The 18,351-nt window shown below is 63.1% G+C and carries 14 protein-coding genes and 1 pseudogene; 4 read left to right on the top strand and 11 right to left on the bottom strand.

What is annotated here, in order from left to right:
• Positions 1-9 precede the first annotated feature (9 nt).
• The 6 genes from ACWGS8_RS31685 to ACWGS8_RS31660 form a co-directional block, all read right to left on the bottom strand.
• On the bottom strand, positions 10-1,287 hold the full coding sequence (locus tag ACWGS8_RS31685) for an ABC transporter substrate-binding protein (RefSeq protein ID WP_032930431.1): 1,278 nt from the start codon (positions 1,285-1,287) through the stop codon (positions 10-12).
• A gap of 29 nt (positions 1,288-1,316) precedes the next feature.
• Positions 1,317-2,504, bottom strand: a complete 1,188-nt coding sequence (locus ACWGS8_RS31680; protein WP_454584629.1) for a PLP-dependent transferase — start codon at positions 2,502-2,504, stop codon at positions 1,317-1,319.
• A complete protein-coding gene (locus tag ACWGS8_RS31675) occupies positions 2,501-3,283 on the bottom strand; it encodes a FadR/GntR family transcriptional regulator (RefSeq protein ID WP_454584628.1) in 783 nt (260 codons plus the stop codon). Before ACWGS8_RS31675 ends, ACWGS8_RS31680 begins: the two co-directional genes overlap by 4 nt.
• 112 nt (positions 3,284-3,395) lie before the next feature.
• Entirely contained in the window at positions 3,396-4,865 is a 1,470-nt protein-coding gene (locus tag ACWGS8_RS31670) for an FAD-dependent monooxygenase (protein WP_454584647.1), read from the bottom strand.
• Positions 4,866-5,378: 513 nt separating this feature from the next.
• Positions 5,379-6,752: a PleD family two-component system response regulator gene (locus tag ACWGS8_RS31665; protein ID WP_454584627.1), complete on the bottom strand. Its 1,374-nt coding sequence runs from the start codon at positions 6,750-6,752 to the stop codon at positions 5,379-5,381.
• Between the two features lie 33 nt (positions 6,753-6,785).
• Positions 6,786-7,157, bottom strand: coding sequence for a response regulator (locus tag ACWGS8_RS31660; RefSeq protein WP_006334976.1), 372 nt, complete (start codon positions 7,155-7,157; stop codon positions 6,786-6,788).
• A gap of 247 nt (positions 7,158-7,404) precedes the next feature.
• On the opposite strand from ACWGS8_RS31660, the gene ACWGS8_RS31655 reads away from it, so the two are divergent.
• The gene (locus ACWGS8_RS31655; RefSeq protein ID WP_454584626.1) at positions 7,405-7,704 is read left to right on the top strand and encodes a DUF3572 domain-containing protein; all 300 of its coding nucleotides are present in this window, start codon (positions 7,405-7,407) and stop codon (positions 7,702-7,704) included.
• Complete coding sequence (locus ACWGS8_RS31650; protein ID WP_454584625.1) at positions 7,701-8,354, top strand: hypothetical protein; 654 nt, start codon at positions 7,701-7,703, stop codon at positions 8,352-8,354. The genes ACWGS8_RS31655 and ACWGS8_RS31650 overlap by 4 nt, the downstream gene beginning before the upstream one ends.
• Before the next feature lie 122 nt (positions 8,355-8,476).
• Here ACWGS8_RS31650 and ACWGS8_RS31645 read toward each other — a convergent pair whose 3' ends face one another.
• Positions 8,477-10,048, bottom strand: coding sequence for a hypothetical protein (locus tag ACWGS8_RS31645; protein ID WP_454584646.1), 1,572 nt, complete (start codon positions 10,046-10,048; stop codon positions 8,477-8,479).
• A 93-nt stretch (positions 10,049-10,141) separates the two neighbouring features.
• Positions 10,142-10,729, bottom strand: coding sequence for a GNAT family N-acetyltransferase (locus ACWGS8_RS31640; protein ID WP_454584624.1), 588 nt, complete (start codon positions 10,727-10,729; stop codon positions 10,142-10,144).
• 66 nt (positions 10,730-10,795) lie between these two features.
• Here ACWGS8_RS31640 and ACWGS8_RS31635 point away from each other — a divergent pair, with 66 nt between their 5' ends.
• Complete coding sequence (locus ACWGS8_RS31635) at positions 10,796-12,124, top strand: DNA polymerase IV (protein ID WP_454584623.1); 1,329 nt, start codon at positions 10,796-10,798, stop codon at positions 12,122-12,124.
• Positions 12,125-12,162: 38 nt separating this feature from the next.
• On the opposite strand, the gene ACWGS8_RS31630 is transcribed toward ACWGS8_RS31635, so the two are convergent.
• Complete coding sequence (locus ACWGS8_RS31630; RefSeq protein WP_454584645.1) at positions 12,163-12,669, bottom strand: hypothetical protein; 507 nt, start codon at positions 12,667-12,669, stop codon at positions 12,163-12,165.
• Between the two features lie 196 nt (positions 12,670-12,865).
• On the opposite strand from ACWGS8_RS31630, the gene ACWGS8_RS31625 reads away from it, so the two are divergent.
• Positions 12,866-13,747, top strand: a complete 882-nt coding sequence (locus ACWGS8_RS31625; protein ID WP_454584622.1) for a DMT family transporter — start codon at positions 12,866-12,868, stop codon at positions 13,745-13,747.
• Positions 13,748-13,758: 11 nt separating this feature from the next.
• Here the strand turns inward: ACWGS8_RS31625 and ACWGS8_RS31620 are convergent.
• Positions 13,759-14,563 (bottom strand): annotated as a pseudogene (locus ACWGS8_RS31620) (potassium channel family protein).
• Positions 14,564-14,615: 52 nt separating this feature from the next.
• Positions 14,616-18,143 carry a DNA polymerase III subunit alpha gene (gene dnaE, locus ACWGS8_RS31615; protein ID WP_454584621.1) on the bottom strand — a complete coding sequence of 1,176 codons (3,528 nt, stop codon included), beginning with the start codon at positions 18,141-18,143 and terminating at the stop codon, positions 14,616-14,618.
• Positions 18,144-18,351 lie beyond the last annotated feature (208 nt).

The following is an 18,351-nucleotide window of genomic DNA, read 5'->3' as shown; positions in this document are numbered from 1 at the left end:
AGAAGGCGCTTACTTCTTGTTCTTCGCCAGCCAGTCCTGCTGTTCCTTTGTCAGGAAGGCAGCCCATTGGTCGGCGACGTCCTTCGCGGTCTTTTGGCCAAGCAGCACTTCCTGGAAATTCTTGATCGCCACCTGATCGACGAAATTGCCGAGGTTTTCCAGATGCGTCGGCGGCGTCACCATTTCATATTTGGAGGTGTCGCTGAGCTCGGTGAACCAGCCCTTGAACTGCTCGGTCTTGAAATGCGGATCCTGGTCGGCGCCGTTGTGGATCGGCACCACGCCGACTTCCTTGGCCCATTCGAGATTGTCCTTGGGCGAGAGCAGCGTCGCCATCAGCTTCCAGGCATCGTCCTTGTGCTGCGAGTTGGCGAACATCGCCCAGCCGGCATAGCCGAGCGTCGGATAGGACTTGCCGCTAGGACCGACCGGCAGCGGCGCCACGGCGAAGTCGTCGGCGCTCATCTTGTCGGCGATGCCGAGCAGGGCGTCCGGATCCTGGTTGAGCATGGCGCAGGTGCCGGAGTAGAAACCGGTGACGGTTTCGTTGAAGCCCCAGCTCACCGCATCCTTCGGCGCCAGCCCGTCCTTGTACATGTCGGCCAGCATCTGCAGGCCCTTGACCGAGCCTTCCTCATTGATGGTCGAGGTGCCGTCCTTGTTGAAGTATCCGCCTTTGCCCTGAGCGATGTTCATGAACATGTGCATGCCGTTGAAGGCGCCGGGTCCGCCGCGCAGGCAGTAGCCGTATTTGCCTGGAATGGCGGAGATCTTCTTGGAGTCGGCGACGAACTCGTCGAGCGTCGCCGGCGGGCCGTCAAGGCCGGCTTGCTTGAACAGCTTCTTGTTCCAGAACAGAGCATTCACATAGTAGCCGTAGGGGATCATGAACTGGGTGTTGTTGACGGTCGAGCCGAACTGCTTGGCGCGCTCGCCGAGCGTCTTGGCGTCGTCCCATTTGGCCATGTAGGGACCGAGATCCTCGAGCTGGGCATTGTTGGCATAGAGGCCCATCCAGCGTTCCGGCATTTCGACCACGTCGGGCGTGTCGCCGGCCTGCACCATGGTCAGGAACTTTTCGAAGGCCTGGCCCCAGGGCAGTGAGATCAGCTCGACCTTGACGCCGGGATTGGCGGCCTCGAACTCGGCGATTTGCTTTTTCAGGAATTCGGTGCGCGGCGGGCTGGTGATGACTTCGACCATCTTAAGGGTCGAATCGGCCAGCGCGCTCCCGGCGGAAATCGCCAGCCCCGCAACGGTGGCAAGCATGACGGTCAGCTTTTTCATGTTCAAGACTCCCATTTTGAACCCGTTTGTTATTTTCTGGCTTTTTCGAAGGCCTGGGCGACGTCGGCCCAGAGGTCTTCGACACTTTCCAATCCGACATTGAAGCGGATGGTTCGGGGGCTGACGCCGAAGCGCGCCATCGAATTCAGTCCCGGCGTCTGCTCCAGCGACGCCTTGGCCGGCACAACCAGGCTTTCGTGCCCGCCCCAGCTGACGCCGATGCGGAAATATTTCAGCGCGTCGACGAAGACCGGGATGTTGATATCGTCCGTCACCTCGAAGGAGAACAGCCCGGCATAGCCGGCCAGCGTCGCCTTGCCGGGATGGTTCGAATAGGCTGGATGGTTGACGCGCTCGACATGGGCATGCGCCTTCAGCCGCTCGGCGAGGGTCAGGCCGCTCTTCATGTGATGCGGCAGGCGCAGCGGCAGCGTGCGCAGGCCGCGTAGCAGCAGCCAGGCCTCGAATGGCGACAGCTTGCCACCGAGATAGGAATAGGTCTGCTCGTTGATGTGCTTGATGTGGGCGGCCGAACCCGCCACCACGCCGGCAACCGTGTCGCTGTGGCCGCCGAGATATTTCGAGGCCGAATGCAGCACCAGGTCGACGCCGTGCGAAATCGGCTTCTGGAACACCGGCGTCGCCCAGGAATTGTCGATCGTGGTGACGATGCCCTGCTCTTTGGCCAGCCGCGTCAAATGCGCGATGTCCTGGAGCTCGAACATCATCGAGGTCGGGCTTTCCAGATAGAGCAGCTTGGCGCCGGGAAGTGCCGCCGCGACAGCGTCCGGGTCGGAGCCGTCGACGTAGTCGACCTTGATGTTGAGCCGCGGCAGAAGCCGTTCGAACAGCCTGTAGGCATCGCCATAACAGTTGCGCACGGCGACAATGCGCTCGCCCGCGCCGACAAAGGCAAGCACGGTGGCGCTGATGGCCGCCATGCCGCTGGAAAAGCCGCGCGCGGCTTCAGCGCCTTCGAGCGCGGCAACGCGCGCCTCGAATTCCATCACCGTCGGATTGTCGCCCCGCGAATAGATCGGCTGCTTTCGTTTGCCGGCAAATGTATCGGCCATTTCGGCATAGCTGGCGAAGGTGAACAGCGAGGTCTGGTAGATCGGCGGCACCACCGCGCCCCCCGGAAACGGCTCGTCATGCGCCAAAAGCGTTGCCGCCTCGGCGAGATAATCGTGATCGAAACCGGTCGGATGCTCGTTCATGTCTGGCTCGAAAGTTTGAGTTTGGCAGCACCGCGCTTCAGATCGTCCTCGACGGTGGCGATCAGCTTGAGCGCCTCGGCGCGGGCGCCTTGCGGGTTGCGTGCGGCAATGCACTCGTAGATAGTTCGGTGATAGGGAAAGCTGGCGTGGCCGAAATCGCGCACGCCCAGCGGATGCTCCCAGAAGCGATGGAACAGTTCGTGCATGGCGGCGATGATCTGCTCGAACAGCGGATTGCCGGAGACCCGGTAGATCGCCTGGTGGAACTCCCAGTCCTCTTCCGACGACATGCCGTCGCGGGTGCGGAAGGCCTGCTCCATGATGTCGAGCTTGCGCTTGATCTCGGCAATGTCCGCCGGGCTGGCGCGTTCGGCGCAAAGGGCCGCCGCCTCCGCTTCCAGCGCGCGGCGGATTTCAAGCGTATGCATCAGGCTGGTGAAGTCGTTGCCGCCTGCCAGCGTCAGCGGCATGTGCAGCATGTCGGGCGAGACAGCCGCCTTGAGATAGGTGCCGCTGCCTTGCCGGCGTTCGACGAGACCTAGCCCCTCCCACCGCGTCAGCGCCTCGCGCACCGTGTTGCGGCTGACCTTCAGTCGCTCGGCCAGAATACGTTCGGTCGGAAGCCGCTCGCCGGGCTGCAAGGCCTCGGCGCGGACAAAGCCCACCAACGCCTTCAGCACGGCGTCATCGCGCGCCGTCGTCTGAATGGGTGGCAGGCTGTTTTGGTCCACAAATCCTCCCGAATCCAAGTGGTCCAATGGTCCAACCAATTTCTGCATAGATGAAACCTCCTGTCAATCGATTGTCAGGAGAACTGTCAATTTTTGCCTTGTCGCAAGCTGCCACGCGATGCGTTTCAAGAGATCGCGTGGACCCGCCTCTATCTGTCCGCTAACTGGCGGCGGGCGGCCCGAACCAGGCGGCCAGCGCCTCAGCCAGCCCCTGTTGGGTTCCGACCCCAACCCAGGCCACATAGCCATCGGGCCGGATCAGCACGGCGGCGGGCGCGGCGACCGTCCCGAGGACCGGTAGCTCCCAGGTGCCGTCATATCCAGCTTCGATCTGCCGAACCCGATCCGCCCAGGGTGCAATGTCCAGTCCGCCTGATTCAGCGAGGTTGAGAAGCACCGGCCGGGCGTCATGCAGCAGACTGAACACCCGCACCGGACCGCTGGCCGCAGCCAGGTCGAGGTCGGGCATTCGCCGCCCAAGCAGTGGATGTCCCTCGCCGAGATCGTAATGGATACCCAGACCAGACATCTCCGCGGCGATCCGTTTGCGTGGCTCGTCCATGCCAAGCAGTTCGGTAAAGATGTCGTTCAACGCCTTGGTGCTGGCATCCATGCGGCGAAGCGCAACCTGTGCCTTCGCGTTGCGCAGGACGCGAGCGGCGATCGGATGACGTTCGGCGTGATAGCTGTCGAGAAGGCTTTCCGGTGAGGTCCGCTTGACCACCTGGGCCAGCTTCCACCCCAGATTGACCGCATCCTGCACGCCAATATTGAGCCCCTGCCCGCCCATCGGAGGGTGGATGTGCGCGGCGTCGCCGGCCAGCAGGACACGTCTGTCGCGGTAGGCGGCGGCCTGCCGTGTCATGTCGGTAAAGCGGGAAATCCAGGTTGGACTGTGGACCCCGTAATCGGTGCCATAGACGGCGACAAGCGCCTCACGGAGATCGGCCAACGTCGGTTCGCTGCCGATGGTCAGTTGTCTCTCGGTCAGCACGACACCCACCCGGTCGCTTTCCTCGATCTTGCCTATCGCATGAATCCCGTGGGCGTCGCTGCGAAAGCCCAATGCCGGCTCCCTGGACATTTCGACCTCGGCGATCATCCAGCTCATCGTCGGATCCCATCCGGGGAACTCGATAGCCGCCGCCTTGCGGATCGTGCTGCGTCCTCCGTCGCAACCGACGAGGTATTGCGCCCGCAACCGTTGGCCACCGGACAGATCCAGGTCGACACCGACCTCATCCTGCGCGAAACCCGTAACGTCCTGACCGCGATAGGTCGGCACCCCCAACTCGTCGATCCAGTCGGCCAATATCCGTTCGATATGGTTTTGCCGCAGTGCCAGCAGATGGTTGTGCCGGCTGGGAAAGTCGCTGATGTCCAAACGGATCATGTGGAAGCCGACGGTCGGGAAACTCTGTCCCCGCGAGACGAACCGGTCGGCAATTCCGCGCTGATCGAGGACTTCGATGGTGCGCGCGTGTAGGCCACCCGCGCGCAACCCGATCAGCCGCTGGTCCTGGCGCCGCTCGACGATGGCTACGTCGATCCCTGCCAGCGCGAGTTCCCCCGCCAGCATCAATCCTGTCGGACCGCCCCCGGCGATCACCACCGCATGCTGTGAAATCATCAATCGCCGCTCCCGTTTTCGCGCCTGATCCGCGTGGTTTTTACGGGAGGAGCCGGGTCTTGCCGCAAGCCCCTTGTGCGCCATATGTATGAAATGGAGGGGGTACTCTCCTGCGCGTGTCGCTTTGGCCGGCCGTCAGCCATGGATCGCAGACGAGAGCCGGATTGCTTACAGGCAAAAAAATCTGAGTCCTTCGTGCCTTGGCACGAAGTTCTGGTGTTCCGTCAGAAGAAAGGGGGCCGGTCGGCGTTTGGCAGCGGTACGAGGAGGCCACTATGTGCCAGCGCCGGCCGGCCGACCCCACGGACCCAGGAGATGCGGCGGACCTGAGCATCATGGGGTATTTCTAGGGATCGAGCCGGTTGTCTACCCTCGCGCCGGCTTCGTCTTGGCCTGCACATTTGCTCAAGGGCTTATGAAAATCAACAGTTTCTTAACCAAGGCTCGCGAATCGCTTGGATTAAGGTAAATAGCTAACCTTGTTGGATTGACCGTAGAATCGGTCGCGGACGCTTACGCCGCCTTGGCTACGACGCGGTTGCGGCCGCCGCTCTTGGCTTCATAGAGCGCGAGATCGGCGCGCTTCATCAGCGCCGCCGCCGTATCCACGCCCTTCAGCACCGACGACACGCCGACGCTGACGGTAACCTCGATCGTCTTGCCGTCGGCGCCGATGGCGAACGGCTTCTGGGCGATTTCGGCGCGGATGCGTTCGGCCACTTTCTCGGCCACGGCGCCATCGGTGTCCGGCATCACCACGACGAACTCCTCGCCGCCGAACCGGCAGGCAAGGTCGATACCCCTGACATTCTTGCGCAGCCGCCGCGCGAATTCCCGCAGCACCTCGTCGCCGCCATCATGGCCATGCGCGTCATTGATCGACTTGAAGCGGTCGAGATCGGTGATCATCACCGACAGCGGCCGGCGCCGCGCCACGGCGCGGTCGAACAGCGTCTGCAGATGGCTGTCGAGATAGCGGCGGTTGTGCAGCCCTGTCAGGCCGTCGGTCACCGCCATCTCGATGGTCTGGGTGACACTGGCGCGCAATTGGTCGTTGTAGCGCTTGCGGCGCACCTGGGTGCGCAGCCGCGCCGTCAGTTCCTGCTGGTCGATCGGCCGCATCAGATAGTCGTTGATACCGAGTTCGAGGCCGCGGATGATCCGCTCCTCCTCGCCCTCCTCCGCCAGAAGGATGATCGGCACGAAACGGGTCCGGTCGAGCGAGCGCAATTGCGAGCAGAGCCGAAGCGGATCGAAATCGGCGAAGGCCGTCGAGATCATCACGCATTCATAGGACGTCTCGGCGGCTTGAAAGAACCCGGCATGCGGGTCGCCGACAACATCGAGGTCGGCGCGGTCGCGCAGCATTTTCTGGATGCGCTCGACAGACGATTTGCGCTCGTCGATCAACAGCACTTTCGGCGTCGTGTCCTCGGACGCGAAATTGCGGCTGAGCAGCTCCTCGATGCCGATGTTGCGCGTCGTCGAGGCGCGCAGCCTGAGCTCGTCGGTGAGAGACTTCAACCGGACCAGGCTCTTGACGCGCGTCATCAGCTGCAGGTCGTTGACCGGCTTTGTCAGGAAATCGTCGGCGCCGGCCTCGAGCCCGCGCACGCGGTCGGAAACCTGGTCGAGCGCGGTGATCATCACCACCGGGATGTGCGATGTCGCGGGGTCGCTCTTCAGCCGGCGGCAGACCTCGAACCCGTCCATGTCGGGCATCATCACGTCGAGCAGCACGACATCGACCTTGCCGTTCTCGCAGGTCTCGATGGCGTCAGGCCCACTGGTGGCGGTCAGCACCTCGAAATATTCGGCCAGCAGCCGAACCTCCAGCAGCCTCACATTGGCAGGGATGTCGTCGACGACGAGGATCCGCGCGGTCATTTCACAAGGCTCCGGCTCGGCTGGAAAGGTACATCAGGCATCGCCCAGATAGGATTTGATGGTTTCGATGAAACGCGGCACCGAGATCGGCTTCGAAATATAGGCCTCGCAGCCGCCCTGGCGGATGCGCTCCTCGTCGCCTTTCATGGCGAAGGCAGTCACGGCGATGACCGGAATGACGTGCAGATCGTCATCCTCCTTCAGCCACTTGGTCACTTCCAGCCCCGACACTTCGGGCAGCTGGATGTCCATCAGGATGAGATCCGGCCGATGCTGACGCGCCAGGTCGAGCGCCTCCAGACCATTGCGAGTGCGCACCGTCTCGTAGCCGCTTGCTTCGATGAGGTCCCGAAAGAGCTTCATGTTGAGCTCATTGTCCTCGACGATCATGACCTTCTTAGGCATCGACATCCCGTCCCGGCCGTCCTTCCGCTTGAAGGCGGCCGTCATGCGCTCCCGGTTGAACGCACCAAACCCTGCTTCACTATACGGCAATATGATTGACGAAACGGAAACCCCCGGGCTGCAAAGCAGCGCGAATTCCACCTCGCCTCCCTGCGCGTCCAAACGGCGCGCGGCGCTGTAAAGGCTTGCCGCAAGCAACTCTTGCCATTACTGCGGAAGAGACTCATTCCACGTACCGAAGGTAGTGATGGCAAACGCGGCGTCAATGCGCGAAGAGGCGGAAACCATTGCCGTGAAGGCGCTGGGCTTTGTCGCCTCCGATCCGGAGCTGCTGCCGCGCTTTCTGGCGATCACCGGAATAGAGGCGCATTCGATCCGCCAGGCGGCCGGCGAGCCGGGCTTTTTGGCCGGCGTGCTGCAGTTCATCCTTGCCCATGAGCCGACCCTGATGCGCTTTGCTGAGGAAACCGGCACGCCACCGGCCGCCGTCGGCAAGGCGTTGCGCGCACTGCCGCTCGGCGATGACGACCATGAGCGTTCGATATGAGCGATGATCCCGAGACCGCGCGTCAGATCGAGGAGCTGGCCGCCGATAGCCGGCCACTGCTGGTGCTCGACGTCGACGACGTCGTGCTCGAATTCATCCGCCCCTTCCCGCATTTCCTCAAATCACGCGGCTACGGCCTGACGCTGGCCTCCTTCCGGCTGACCGGCAACATTGCCGAAACGGCCAGCGGCCGGCTGATCGAACAGCCCGAGGTCACGGCGCTCCTGGGCGATTTCTTCGACGCGCAGGCCGATTGGCAAAGCATCACCGACGGCGCCGCGGAAGCCCTGGCGGGGCTTGGCGACCGCGCCGAAATCATATTGCTGACGGCGATGCCGCACCGGCATCGTGCCGTACGCCGCGCCCATCTCGATGCGTTGGGTCTGAACTATCCGCTGCTGACCACCGAGATGGCCAAGGGTCCGGCGGTGGCCAGGCTGCGCGGCAACAGCGGCCGGCCTGTGGTCTTCGTCGACGATCAGCCGCACAATCTGGCGTCGGTGCGGGAATCGGTCACCGGCGCCAATCTTTTCCACCTGATGGCCGACAATTCGTTGCGCGCCTTCCTGCCGCCGGTCCCCGACGACGTCATCGTCGTCCAGGACTGGCACCAAGCCGGGCCGAAGATCGCCGGCGCGCTGGGGCTCTAAGAGCAATTCCAGGAAAAGTGTGAACGGTTTTCCGTCCGGAATTGCGTTAGAATAAAGAGTTTAGACGCAATCTCAGGAAAAGCGCCATGCGCTTCTCCCGGAATTGCTGGAAAGCCGAACCCTCAAGGGTTCAGCTTCGCACCGGCCCCGCCATTGTCACCACCGCCACTATTGGCATCGCCGCCGCCACTATTGGCGCCGCCGCCATTGTCACCGCCGCTGCTGTCGTCCGCGCCGTCACCGTCGTCCACCGCCGGATCGGCGGGCTTCAGCATGACGCCGTTGACGGTGACCGAGCCGTCGGCCTTGGTGCTGACGGCCCATTCCAGCCGGCCGTCCGGCAGCGTCTTGGCAAAACCCTTGGCCATGAGGGCGACAGGAACATACTGCCCGACTTCCGGCTCCGCCTTTGCCGCTTCCTGCAGATGCGCCATGATCTTGTCGAAGCCGGCGACATCGACGGTGAGATTTGCGTCGGGTTTCTGGCCGAAGCTCGTCATCTCGCCTTCCAGCGCGATCTCCATGTCCTTGTTCTTCACAACGCTGTGGCCGAGGACGACCTTCGGCGCCTTGGCGAGGAAGTCGGCTTTGAGCTGGTCGCCGAACTCAGCCGACAGCGGCGGATCCTGATTGAGATCAAAGGCTTCGATCGCCTTCTTCGCCATGCTGTCGAGATCGATATTGGCACCGCCGAAGTTCAGGTCGATATCTGTGGGCAGCAACGCCACGCTCCAGCTCGGCAAAAGCTGCTGCGGCACCGTCAGCCCTGACGCCTTGATACCGTAGGTGACCTTTCCGTTCTGGGAAACGCCGTCGCTGCCGAACGCGGTGCTGAGCTGGGTTGCCCCGAAAGTGCCGATCGGGCTGTCGACCGCGAAATCCTTGAAGCCATAGGTGCCGTCGATGCGCTCCCACACCGGCAGCGCAGCACGCAGAAGCGACTTGAGCTGCGCCTGGTTTGCCTTCAGCGTCTTCTCGTCCTCATTGGCCACGGCGAATGCCAGGAGGTCGAGCAGCGGCCTGGACTGCACGCCCTTGCCGCTGGCCTCCACCGACAGTTCCGGCGACTTGATGGTGACCGGAAAATTCAGCCCGTTCTCCGGATCGTCCAGTTTGATCGCCTCGACGAAATTCGAAATCTTTTGCGACATCGTGAAATCGACGCCGCCATTGGCAGCCTTGGTGGCGGCAATGGACGCGGTGCCGGCGCCAGTGCTGGCCTCCATCTGCTGCTTGGCATCCTTCGATGCCATCGTCATGCCAGCCAACGAACTGGCGCCGCTGATGAAGGCCGCCAGATTGGGATCATAGACGCCGGAACCCCTGCCGTCCTTGATCGAAAACTGCGTGCTTTGCAGCCCCTCGGGCCCGTTGAACTCGAAGGATCCGCTTTGCGAAAAATCCATCGAGACATTCCAGGTCCCATCACTGCGCGGCTTCACCAGCACGGCGTAAGGCGCGAAGTCGAATTTCACCTTTCCCTGTGAGGGAACCGTCGCGGCAAGCGCCTTGAGATCCAACTCGACCTTGTAGGCGTCGCCTTCGACCGAAACCTTCAGAATGCCCTTGTCGAGCGCCTGTTTGCCGACATAGCGGGACAGGTCATCGGACAATTGCTTCGCGCCCTTGCTGTCGACAGTCTGGCCGAAGGCGGGCGCGCTGAAGAGAAGCGCGGTAAAGGCAATTGGCAACATACGGTTCACGGGAAGTCTCCGTTTGATCGAAAGGCAAAAATCGTTTCGTCCTTCTGGTAGGGAAATAGCATCACAACTGCAAGATGATGACAGTCAGCCAGTCGGCTTCAGCACCAGCCGCATCAGCGGCCGGCCTGCCTTGCGTTCCACCAGCCTCTCGAACCCGGCTTTCTCGAACACCCCCGACGAGCCGACGAACAGGCCGATCGAGCGCGAATCGCGCGACAGGTCGATCGGGCAGGCTTCGACAAGCCGTGCGCCGTTGCCGCGGGCGAAATCGATGCCGCCCTCGACGAGGCGATGCGTGATGCCCCGGCCCCGCGCCTTGGCGCGGATGAAAAAGCAGGAGATCGCCCAGACCGCCGGATCGGAAGCGTCGGCGGGATCGATCGGCGCCGAGCCCCTGCCCTTGTTGTTCCATTCAGGCACGTCGGCGCGCGGCCCGATCTGCATCCAGCCAACCGCCTTGCCGTCCTCGAAGGCCAGCAGGCCGGGCGGGGGGCCGGCTTCGATGCGCGCCTTGATATGGTCCTTGTTGCGTTCGCGGCTGCTCTCGCGCCGCGCCGAAGGCGCCAGCCGGAAATGCGTGCACCAGCAGCCGTAGCAGGCGCCCTGCTTGCCGAAAAGGTCCTCGAAATCAGGCCAGAGCTCAGGTGCCAGCGGCACTATGGTCGTGCTCATACGGTTCTCCCCAGGCCAAGCTTGTCGCTGGCCCTGCACTGTCGTACCATTACCTCTGTTCTCTTTATGTTCGCAGTGATGGCGGCCCCTGTCAACAATCCCGATCACGGTTTCTGCCGTGACTGCCTGACGTTTCAGCGCAGTGAAACGCGCCGCTGCGAGCGCTGCGGCAGCCCTCGCCTTGCCCGCCATCCCGAGCTCTACCGTCTGCACCTAGCGCATATCGATTGCGACGCCTTCTACGCGGCGATCGAAAAGCGCGACAATCCGGCTTTCAAGGACAAGCCGCTGATCATCGGCGGCGGCAAGCGTGGCGTTGTCTCCACCGCTTGCTACATCGCCCGCATCCGGGGCGTGCGCTCCGCCATGCCGATGTTCAAGGCGCTCGAGGCCTGCCCCGAGGCGGTCGTGATCCCGCCCAACATGGAAAAATATGTGCGTGTCGGCCGCGAGGTGCGCGCCATGATGCAGGCGCTGACGCCGCTGGTCGAGCCGCTGTCGATCGACGAGGCGTTTCTCGACCTCGCCGGCACCGAACGGTTGCACGGCCTGCCGCCGGCCGTGGTGCTGGCGCGCTTCGCACTGGCGGTCGAGAAGGAGATCGGCATCACCGTTTCGGCCGGCCTCTCCTACTGCAAGTTCCTCGCCAAGATCGCGTCGGACTTCCGCAAGCCGCGCGGCTTTTCGGTCATCGGCGAGGCCGAGGCGGTCGGCTTCCTGGCGACGCAGCCGGTGACGATGATCTGGGGCGTCGGCAAGGCGTTCAACGCCACCCTGGAACGCGACGGCATCCGCACCATTGGCCAGTTGCAGACGATGGAGCGTGGCGACCTGATGCGCCGCTATGGCGTGATGGGCGACCGGCTCTACCGGCTTTCGCGAGGTGAGGACGTTCGCCGCGTCGACCCCGACCAGGACGCCAAGAGCGTATCGGCCGAAACCACCTTCGACACCGACATCGCGTCGCTGGACGAGCTGGTCTCGGTGCTGAGAGGGCTTTCGGAAAAGGTCTCGGCGCGGCTGAAGAAGTCAGGCATGGCCGGACGCACCGTGGTGCTGAAGCTGAAGACCCAGGATTTCAAGCTGCGCACGCGAAACCGCCAGCTCGGCGATCCGACCCGGCTCGCGGACCGTATCTTTCAAACCGGGGTGGAGCTTCTGCGCAAGGAAACGGACGGCACGAAATTTCGATTGCTCGGCATCGGCGTCAGCGATCTCTCCGACGACGACAAGGCCGATCCGCCGGATCTTGTCGACGTCCAGTCGCGCAAACGCGCCATGGCCGAAGGCGCCATCGATGCGCTGCGCGACAAGTTCGGCCGCAAGGCGGTGGAAACCGGCTATACGTTCGGCAGGGGCCGCGACGCCCATCCGCCGGAACCGCTGGAAGACTGAGCCTGAATACCGGATGTGTCGAGATCCAGGTCAGGCCGTCAGGTACGCGTCAGATCGATCCGGCTCATCACTACGTTCTTGCCGGTTTTCGGATCGGTATCGGTCACCGTCAGCCGGATGCCGTTCTCGCCTCGCTTCTCGACCGTCATCCGCGCCTGGCGATCGCCATTGACCTCCTGGGCCCAGCGGATGCCAAGATTGATCGCATTGCCCGAACGGCTGCCGTTCAGCTGTGCCGGCCCTGTGCGGGACCCGACGTAGACGCCGCTGTATTTGGCACCCGTGACGTTCAACTTGGCGCTGATGGCCCGCGTCACCAAAACGAGACCGCGGCAACTGCCATCCAGCGACAGCGAGGTTGAGGTCGCGTTCGACTTGAAGCTGCAGGAAACACTGACGTTCGGCACATCCGTGGTTAACTGGACACTGCCCTTGCCGGCAAAATTGCCCTTGAACGACTGGAGAAACTTGGTCTCGTCGGCATGTGCCGTGCCTGCTGCGACCAAGAGACAGCCTGCAAGCGCAAATTGCGCAAATGGTCTCATCGAAGTTCTCCCTGTCGATGCTGAAAGGCGAGACGTCCTGCGAAGCCCGGCTTGAATATCGGGACTCAACGCCCACTGCCCTGTCAGGTTCCGCTCCCAACGCAGCCGTTTTGCAACATCACGCAATTGCAACTGGCCCAGAAGAATGGCGCGACTAGCGATTGCGGCAAAAGCCCCGGCCTGCGAGATAGCTGCCATGGCACCCACCCCCTCGATTCCCAAGGCCGCGTTCTGGATGGCGCTGTCAATTACCTCGTTCCTGGCGATGTCGGTCGCCGGCCGCGCCACCACGGCCGAACTCAACGTCTTCCAGGTGCTGGAACTGCGCTCGGTGATCGGCTTCTTCATCCTCTTGCCGCTGGTGCTGACGAGCGGCGGCTTCGCGGCGATGCGCACGCAGCGTCCCTTCGCTCATATTGCCCGCAACGTCGTCCACTATAGCGGCCAGGCGGCATGGCTCTACGCCTTGACGCTGATCCCGCTGGCGGTGCTGATCTCGATCGAATTCACCACGCCGATCTGGACGGCGATCCTGGCGGTGACTTTTCTCGGCGAAAGGCTGAGCCGGCCGAAACTGGCGGCGGTCGTGCTCGGCCTGATCGGCGTGGTGGTCATCGTCCGTCCAGGGGTCGAGGCGGTCGATCCCGGACATCTGGTCGTGCTGGGCGCAGCGGTGTGTTTCGGCGTATCGCTGGTCCTGGTCAAATCACTGACGCGCACCGACAGCGTCGTGCGCATCATTTTCTGGATGCTGATCATCCAGTCGGCGCTCGGCCTCATCCCCGCCCTCTACGTGTGGCGCACCCCATCGCTTGAACTCTGGCCCTGGATCCTGCTGATCGCCTTCACCGGCATGTCGTCGCATTTCTGCATGGCCCGGGCGCTCACCTATGCCGACGCCACCGTCATTTCGCCAATGGATTTCCTGCGGGTTCCATTGTCGGCGCTGGTCGGCTGGCTGCTCTATCACGAGCAGATCGACGCGTTCACCGCCGGTGGCGCGCTGCTGATCCTGATGGGCAATCTGCTCAATCTGCAGCGCAAACCGGTACAGCCGGCTGAAGTGGCGGCATCGTAGCGGTCAGCCAGTCAGTCGCCTTCGTTCGGTATGTTGAGGACATGCCCGCAGGCCTTGCAGTGCACGGCATCCGGTTCATGCCGTTGCAGCCCGCATTGCGGACAGGGGAAGAAGACCTTGGCCGGCCGGAAGATCGCCTGCGCCAGCCTGACAAACAGCGATATGCCGATGATCATGGTGACAATCGCCGTCAGCTTGCCGGTCAAGCCCGGCAGCACGATATCGCCGAAGCCGGTCGTCGTCACCGTGGCGACGGTGAAGTAAAGCGCGTCGATGTAGTTTTCCAGCCCGGCGCCGTTGCGGAAGAAGAAGGTGTAGACGAAGCCGGTGATGACGAACAGAAACGTCAACAGGTTGATGACCGCATGGCTTGCCTCGCGCCAGGGCCTCAGCCCAAGCATCTCGAAATGCCGCCAGATCGAACCGCTGCGCGACAGCGACCACAGCCGCAGGATGCGCAGAAAACCGAGATTGGCGAGCGCCGTAGGCATCAGCAGCGTTAACAGGATGAAGACATCCACCCAGGAGGTCGGCTGCTTCATCAGCCGCAGCATGTCGTTGGAGGCCAGCAGCCTGGCGATCAGATCGGCGCCGACGAGTGCCGCCACCGCATAATCCAGCCACAGGAAACGAGGCCGATTGCTGGATGACGGGTGTGGCGATGAAGAAGGCGATGATGGCCAGATCGATGACGATTGCCGCAACCTGAAACCGGAATGCTGCCGGCGTGCGCCCATGATAGAGCCTGCGCAGCGTGTCGCGTAGCCGCGCCATCGCGGAACGATCCTGTGATGCTCGCCTGTCCGCGGCCTTCATGCCGATCGCGATGACACGGGCGGCATGCCCCGACACCTGCCAAGGGCGGGGATCACACCAGTTCCACTTCAACCACGCCGGGCACGGCGCGCATCGCCGAGGCGATCTGCGGCGAGACGCGGTAGCCGCCCTGCAAGGCGATCTCGACCTCGCCCTGGGCCTCTTCCTTGATGACGATGATGCTCACCTGGCTTTCCCCGCGCTGGGTGAGCTGGGACTGGATTATCGAGGCGGGTGCCTCGTTCCTGACGAAGATGCGCAGCGCCTTCTGGATGCGGCTTGCCTCCTCCTCCAGCGACTGCACCGAGTTGATGCGCAAATTGACGCCCTCGGGCCTGTCCTCCGCCGCGACGGTGATGACGACGGAGCGGCCGGCTTCCAGCAGGTCGCGGTACTGCGCCAACGCTTCGGAAAACAGCACGGCCTCGTACTGGCCGGAGGTATCGGAAAAGGCCACCACGCCCATCTTGTTGCCGGTGCGCGTCTTGCGCTCCTGTTTGCTGGTCACCGTGCCGGCCAGGCGGCCAGCGGAAGCACCGCGTTTGACAGCAGCGGAGAACTCCGCCCAGTTCTGCACCCGCATCTTCTGCAAAGCCGCCTTGTATTCGTCGAGCGGATGGGCCGACAGATAGAAGCCGACGACCTGGAATTCGCGATGCAGCCGGTCGGCGGCGAGCCACGGATCCGTCGCCGGCAGGTTGAGCGCCTGCGACTGAGCGCCCAGCGAGGCGCCGAAAATATCGGCCTGGCCGGAAACGGCATTCTGCTGGGCGAGCGACGCCAGCCCCATCATCCGTTCGACGCCAGCCATCATCTGGGCGCGGTCATGTCCGAAGCAGTCGAGCGCGCCGGCCATGATCAGGCTTTCGAAGACCCGCTTGCCGACGATCTTGGGATCGACCCGCTCGCAGAAATCGGCGAGGTTCTTGAACGGCTTTTCGCCGCGCACGGCGACGATGTGCTCGACTGCCGCGTCGCCGACGCCCTTGAGCGCCGCCATCGAATAATAGATGCGGTTCTCGCCGACCTCGAAAGGCCGAAAGCTCGTCATCACCGACGGTGCCAGAACCTCGATGCCGAGGCGCAGCGCGTCCTGGCGGAAGTCGGCGAGCTTGTCGGTATTGCCCATGTCGAGCGTCATCGACGCAGCCAGGAATTCGACCGGATAATGCGCCTTGAGATAGGCAGTCTGGTACGAGACCACGGCATAGGCGGCCGCGTGCGACTTGTTGAAGCCGTAGTCGGCGAACTTGGCCAGCAGGTCGAAAATGAAGTCGGCTTGCGGCTTGCTGACTCCGCGCTCGACCGCACCCGAGACGAAGCGCTCGCGCTGCTTGTCCATCTCGGCACGGATCTTCTTGCCCATGGCCCGGCGCAGAAGATCAGCTTCGCCGAGCGAATAGCCAGACAGCTCCTGCGCGATCTGCATCACCTGTTCCTGGTAGACGATAACGCCTTGCGTCTCCTTCACCAGATGGTCGATCTTGGGATGGATCGAAGCCATCTCCTCCTCGCCATGCTTTCTGGCGTTGTAGGTCGGGATGTTCTCCATCGGGCCCGGCCTGTACAGGGCGACGAGGGCGATGATGTCCTCGATGCAGTCCGGCCGCATGCCGATCAGCGCCTTGCGCATGCCGGCACTTTCCACCTGGAACACGCCGACCACCTCGCCGCGCGACAGCATGGCATAGGTCTCGGGGTCGTCGAGCGGGATCGTCGCCAGGTCGATGTCGATGCCGCGCCGTCGGATCAGCTTGACCGCGGTCTCGAGCACCGTCAGCGTCTTCAGGCCGAGGAAGTCGAACTTCACCAGCCCGGCCTGCTCGACATATTTCATGTTGAACTGGGTGACCGGCATATCCGAGCGCGGATCGCGGTACATCGGCACCAGTTCCGACAAAGGCCGGTCACCGATGACGATGCCGGCGGCGTGCGTGGAAGCGTGGCGGTAAAGACCTTCCAGCTTCTGCGCCATGTCGAGCAGCGTCTGGACGATCGGCTCCTTCTCGGCTTCTTCCGCAAAGCGTGGCTCATTGGCGATGGCGTCCGCCAGCTTGACCGGATTGGCCGGGTTCTGCGGCACCATCTTGGACAGCTTGTCGACCTGGCCGTAGGGCATCTGCAGCACGCGGCCGACGTCGCGCAGCACCGCGCGGGCCTGCAGTGTACCGAAGGTGATGATCTGGCCGACCTGGTCGCGGCCGTATTTCTGCTGGACGTAGCGGATCACCTCTTCGCGGCGGTCCTGGCAGAAGTCGATGTCAAAGTCGGGCATCGACACGCGGTCCGGATTGAGGAAGCGCTCGAACAGCAGCGAGAAACGCAGCGGATCGATGTCGGTGATGGTCGTCGAATAGGCGACCAGCGATCCGGCCCCCGAGCCACGGCCCGGTCCGACCGGAATGCCTTGTGCCTTGGCCCATTTGATGAAGTCGGCAACGATCAGGAAGTAGCCTGGAAATTTCATCTTCTCGATGATGCCGAGCTCGAATTCGAGCCGTTCGCGATATTGCTCGATCGTGTAGCCCGGCGTCGGTCCGTGCAGCGCAAGCCGCGCGTCGAGCCCCTCGCGCGCCTGACGCGCCAGCTCCGCCGCCTCGGCCTTTTCGGCCGCGTCCTTATCGGAGGCATCGCCGCCGGTGAAGCGCGGCAGGATCGGGCTGCGATTTTTTGGATAGTAGGAACAGCGCAGCGCGATCTCGACCGTGTTGTCGATCGCTTCCGGCAGGTCGGCGAACAGCTTTGCCATGTCGGCCTGGCTGCGCAGGAAATTGTCCGGCGACAGCCGACGGCGGGTGTCTACGGCGACGACGGAGCCCTCGGCAATGGCAATCAGCGCGTCATGCGCCTCATAGTCGTCACGCGACGAGAAAAACGCTTCGTTGGTGGCGACCAGTGGAAGCTCATGCGCATAGGCGAGATCGATCGTCTGATGTTCGATGACCCGGTCGTAGCCCGCAACCCGGTCCAGTTCGACATAGAGCCGGTCACCGAACAGCGTTTTCAGCGTCAAAAGCCGCACCTCCGCCAGATCGCGGCGGTCTTCCTTCAAGGCGTTGCCGATCGGGCCACGCGGCCCGCCGCTGAGGCAGATCAGTCCATCGGCCTTTCCCTCCAGCATCTCGGTCGTCAGATGCACCGCCTCGCCGGGCGGTGTTTCCAGGTAGACGCGGCTGACCAGCCTGACCAGGTTGGAATAGCCGGTCTCGGTCGCGGCGAGCAGCACGACCGGCCGCATCTCAGGGCCTTGCCGGCGCCGGTCGCGCTGGCCGTCGCTGTTTTCGCCGGAAAAGGCGAGCGCAATCTGGCAGCCGATGATCGGCTGGATGCCGTCCTTGACCGCCTTCTGCGCGAATTCGAGTGCGCCGAACAGATTGTTGGTGTCGGTGACGGCAATCGCCGGCGCCTCGTCCTTCACAGCGTGGCCGACGATCTTGCCGAGCTGAAGCGCACCCTCGAGCAGCGAATAGGCCGAATGCACACGCAGATGCACGAATGGCCGCGCTGGCGCCTCCGGCCGCGCCGCCGCAATCGCGGCTTCGCGCTTCAGGGGGTCGCGTGGAAGTCTGTCATCCGCCATGGTTTCTCGCGCTGTCGAAGCCTTGAGTCGATGGAGATGTATTGTCCGGGACCGGGCAATGCCAGTCCAGCACAAACGACCGCCAATCACAGGCTTGCTGCCGCCTGCCGGCCTAGGTCTGTTGAGATTCAGGTCAGGCCGAACCGAAAATGGTGGATTCCGAGAACCGGAGCGGAGCGTACGTTTGGGTTCGTGAGCACCGTTCTAC

This window comes from Mesorhizobium sp. 43Arga (genome assembly GCF_053714255.1).
Note: the sequence above shows the minus strand (reverse complement) of the source record. Positions and strands in the feature narration are given on the sequence as shown.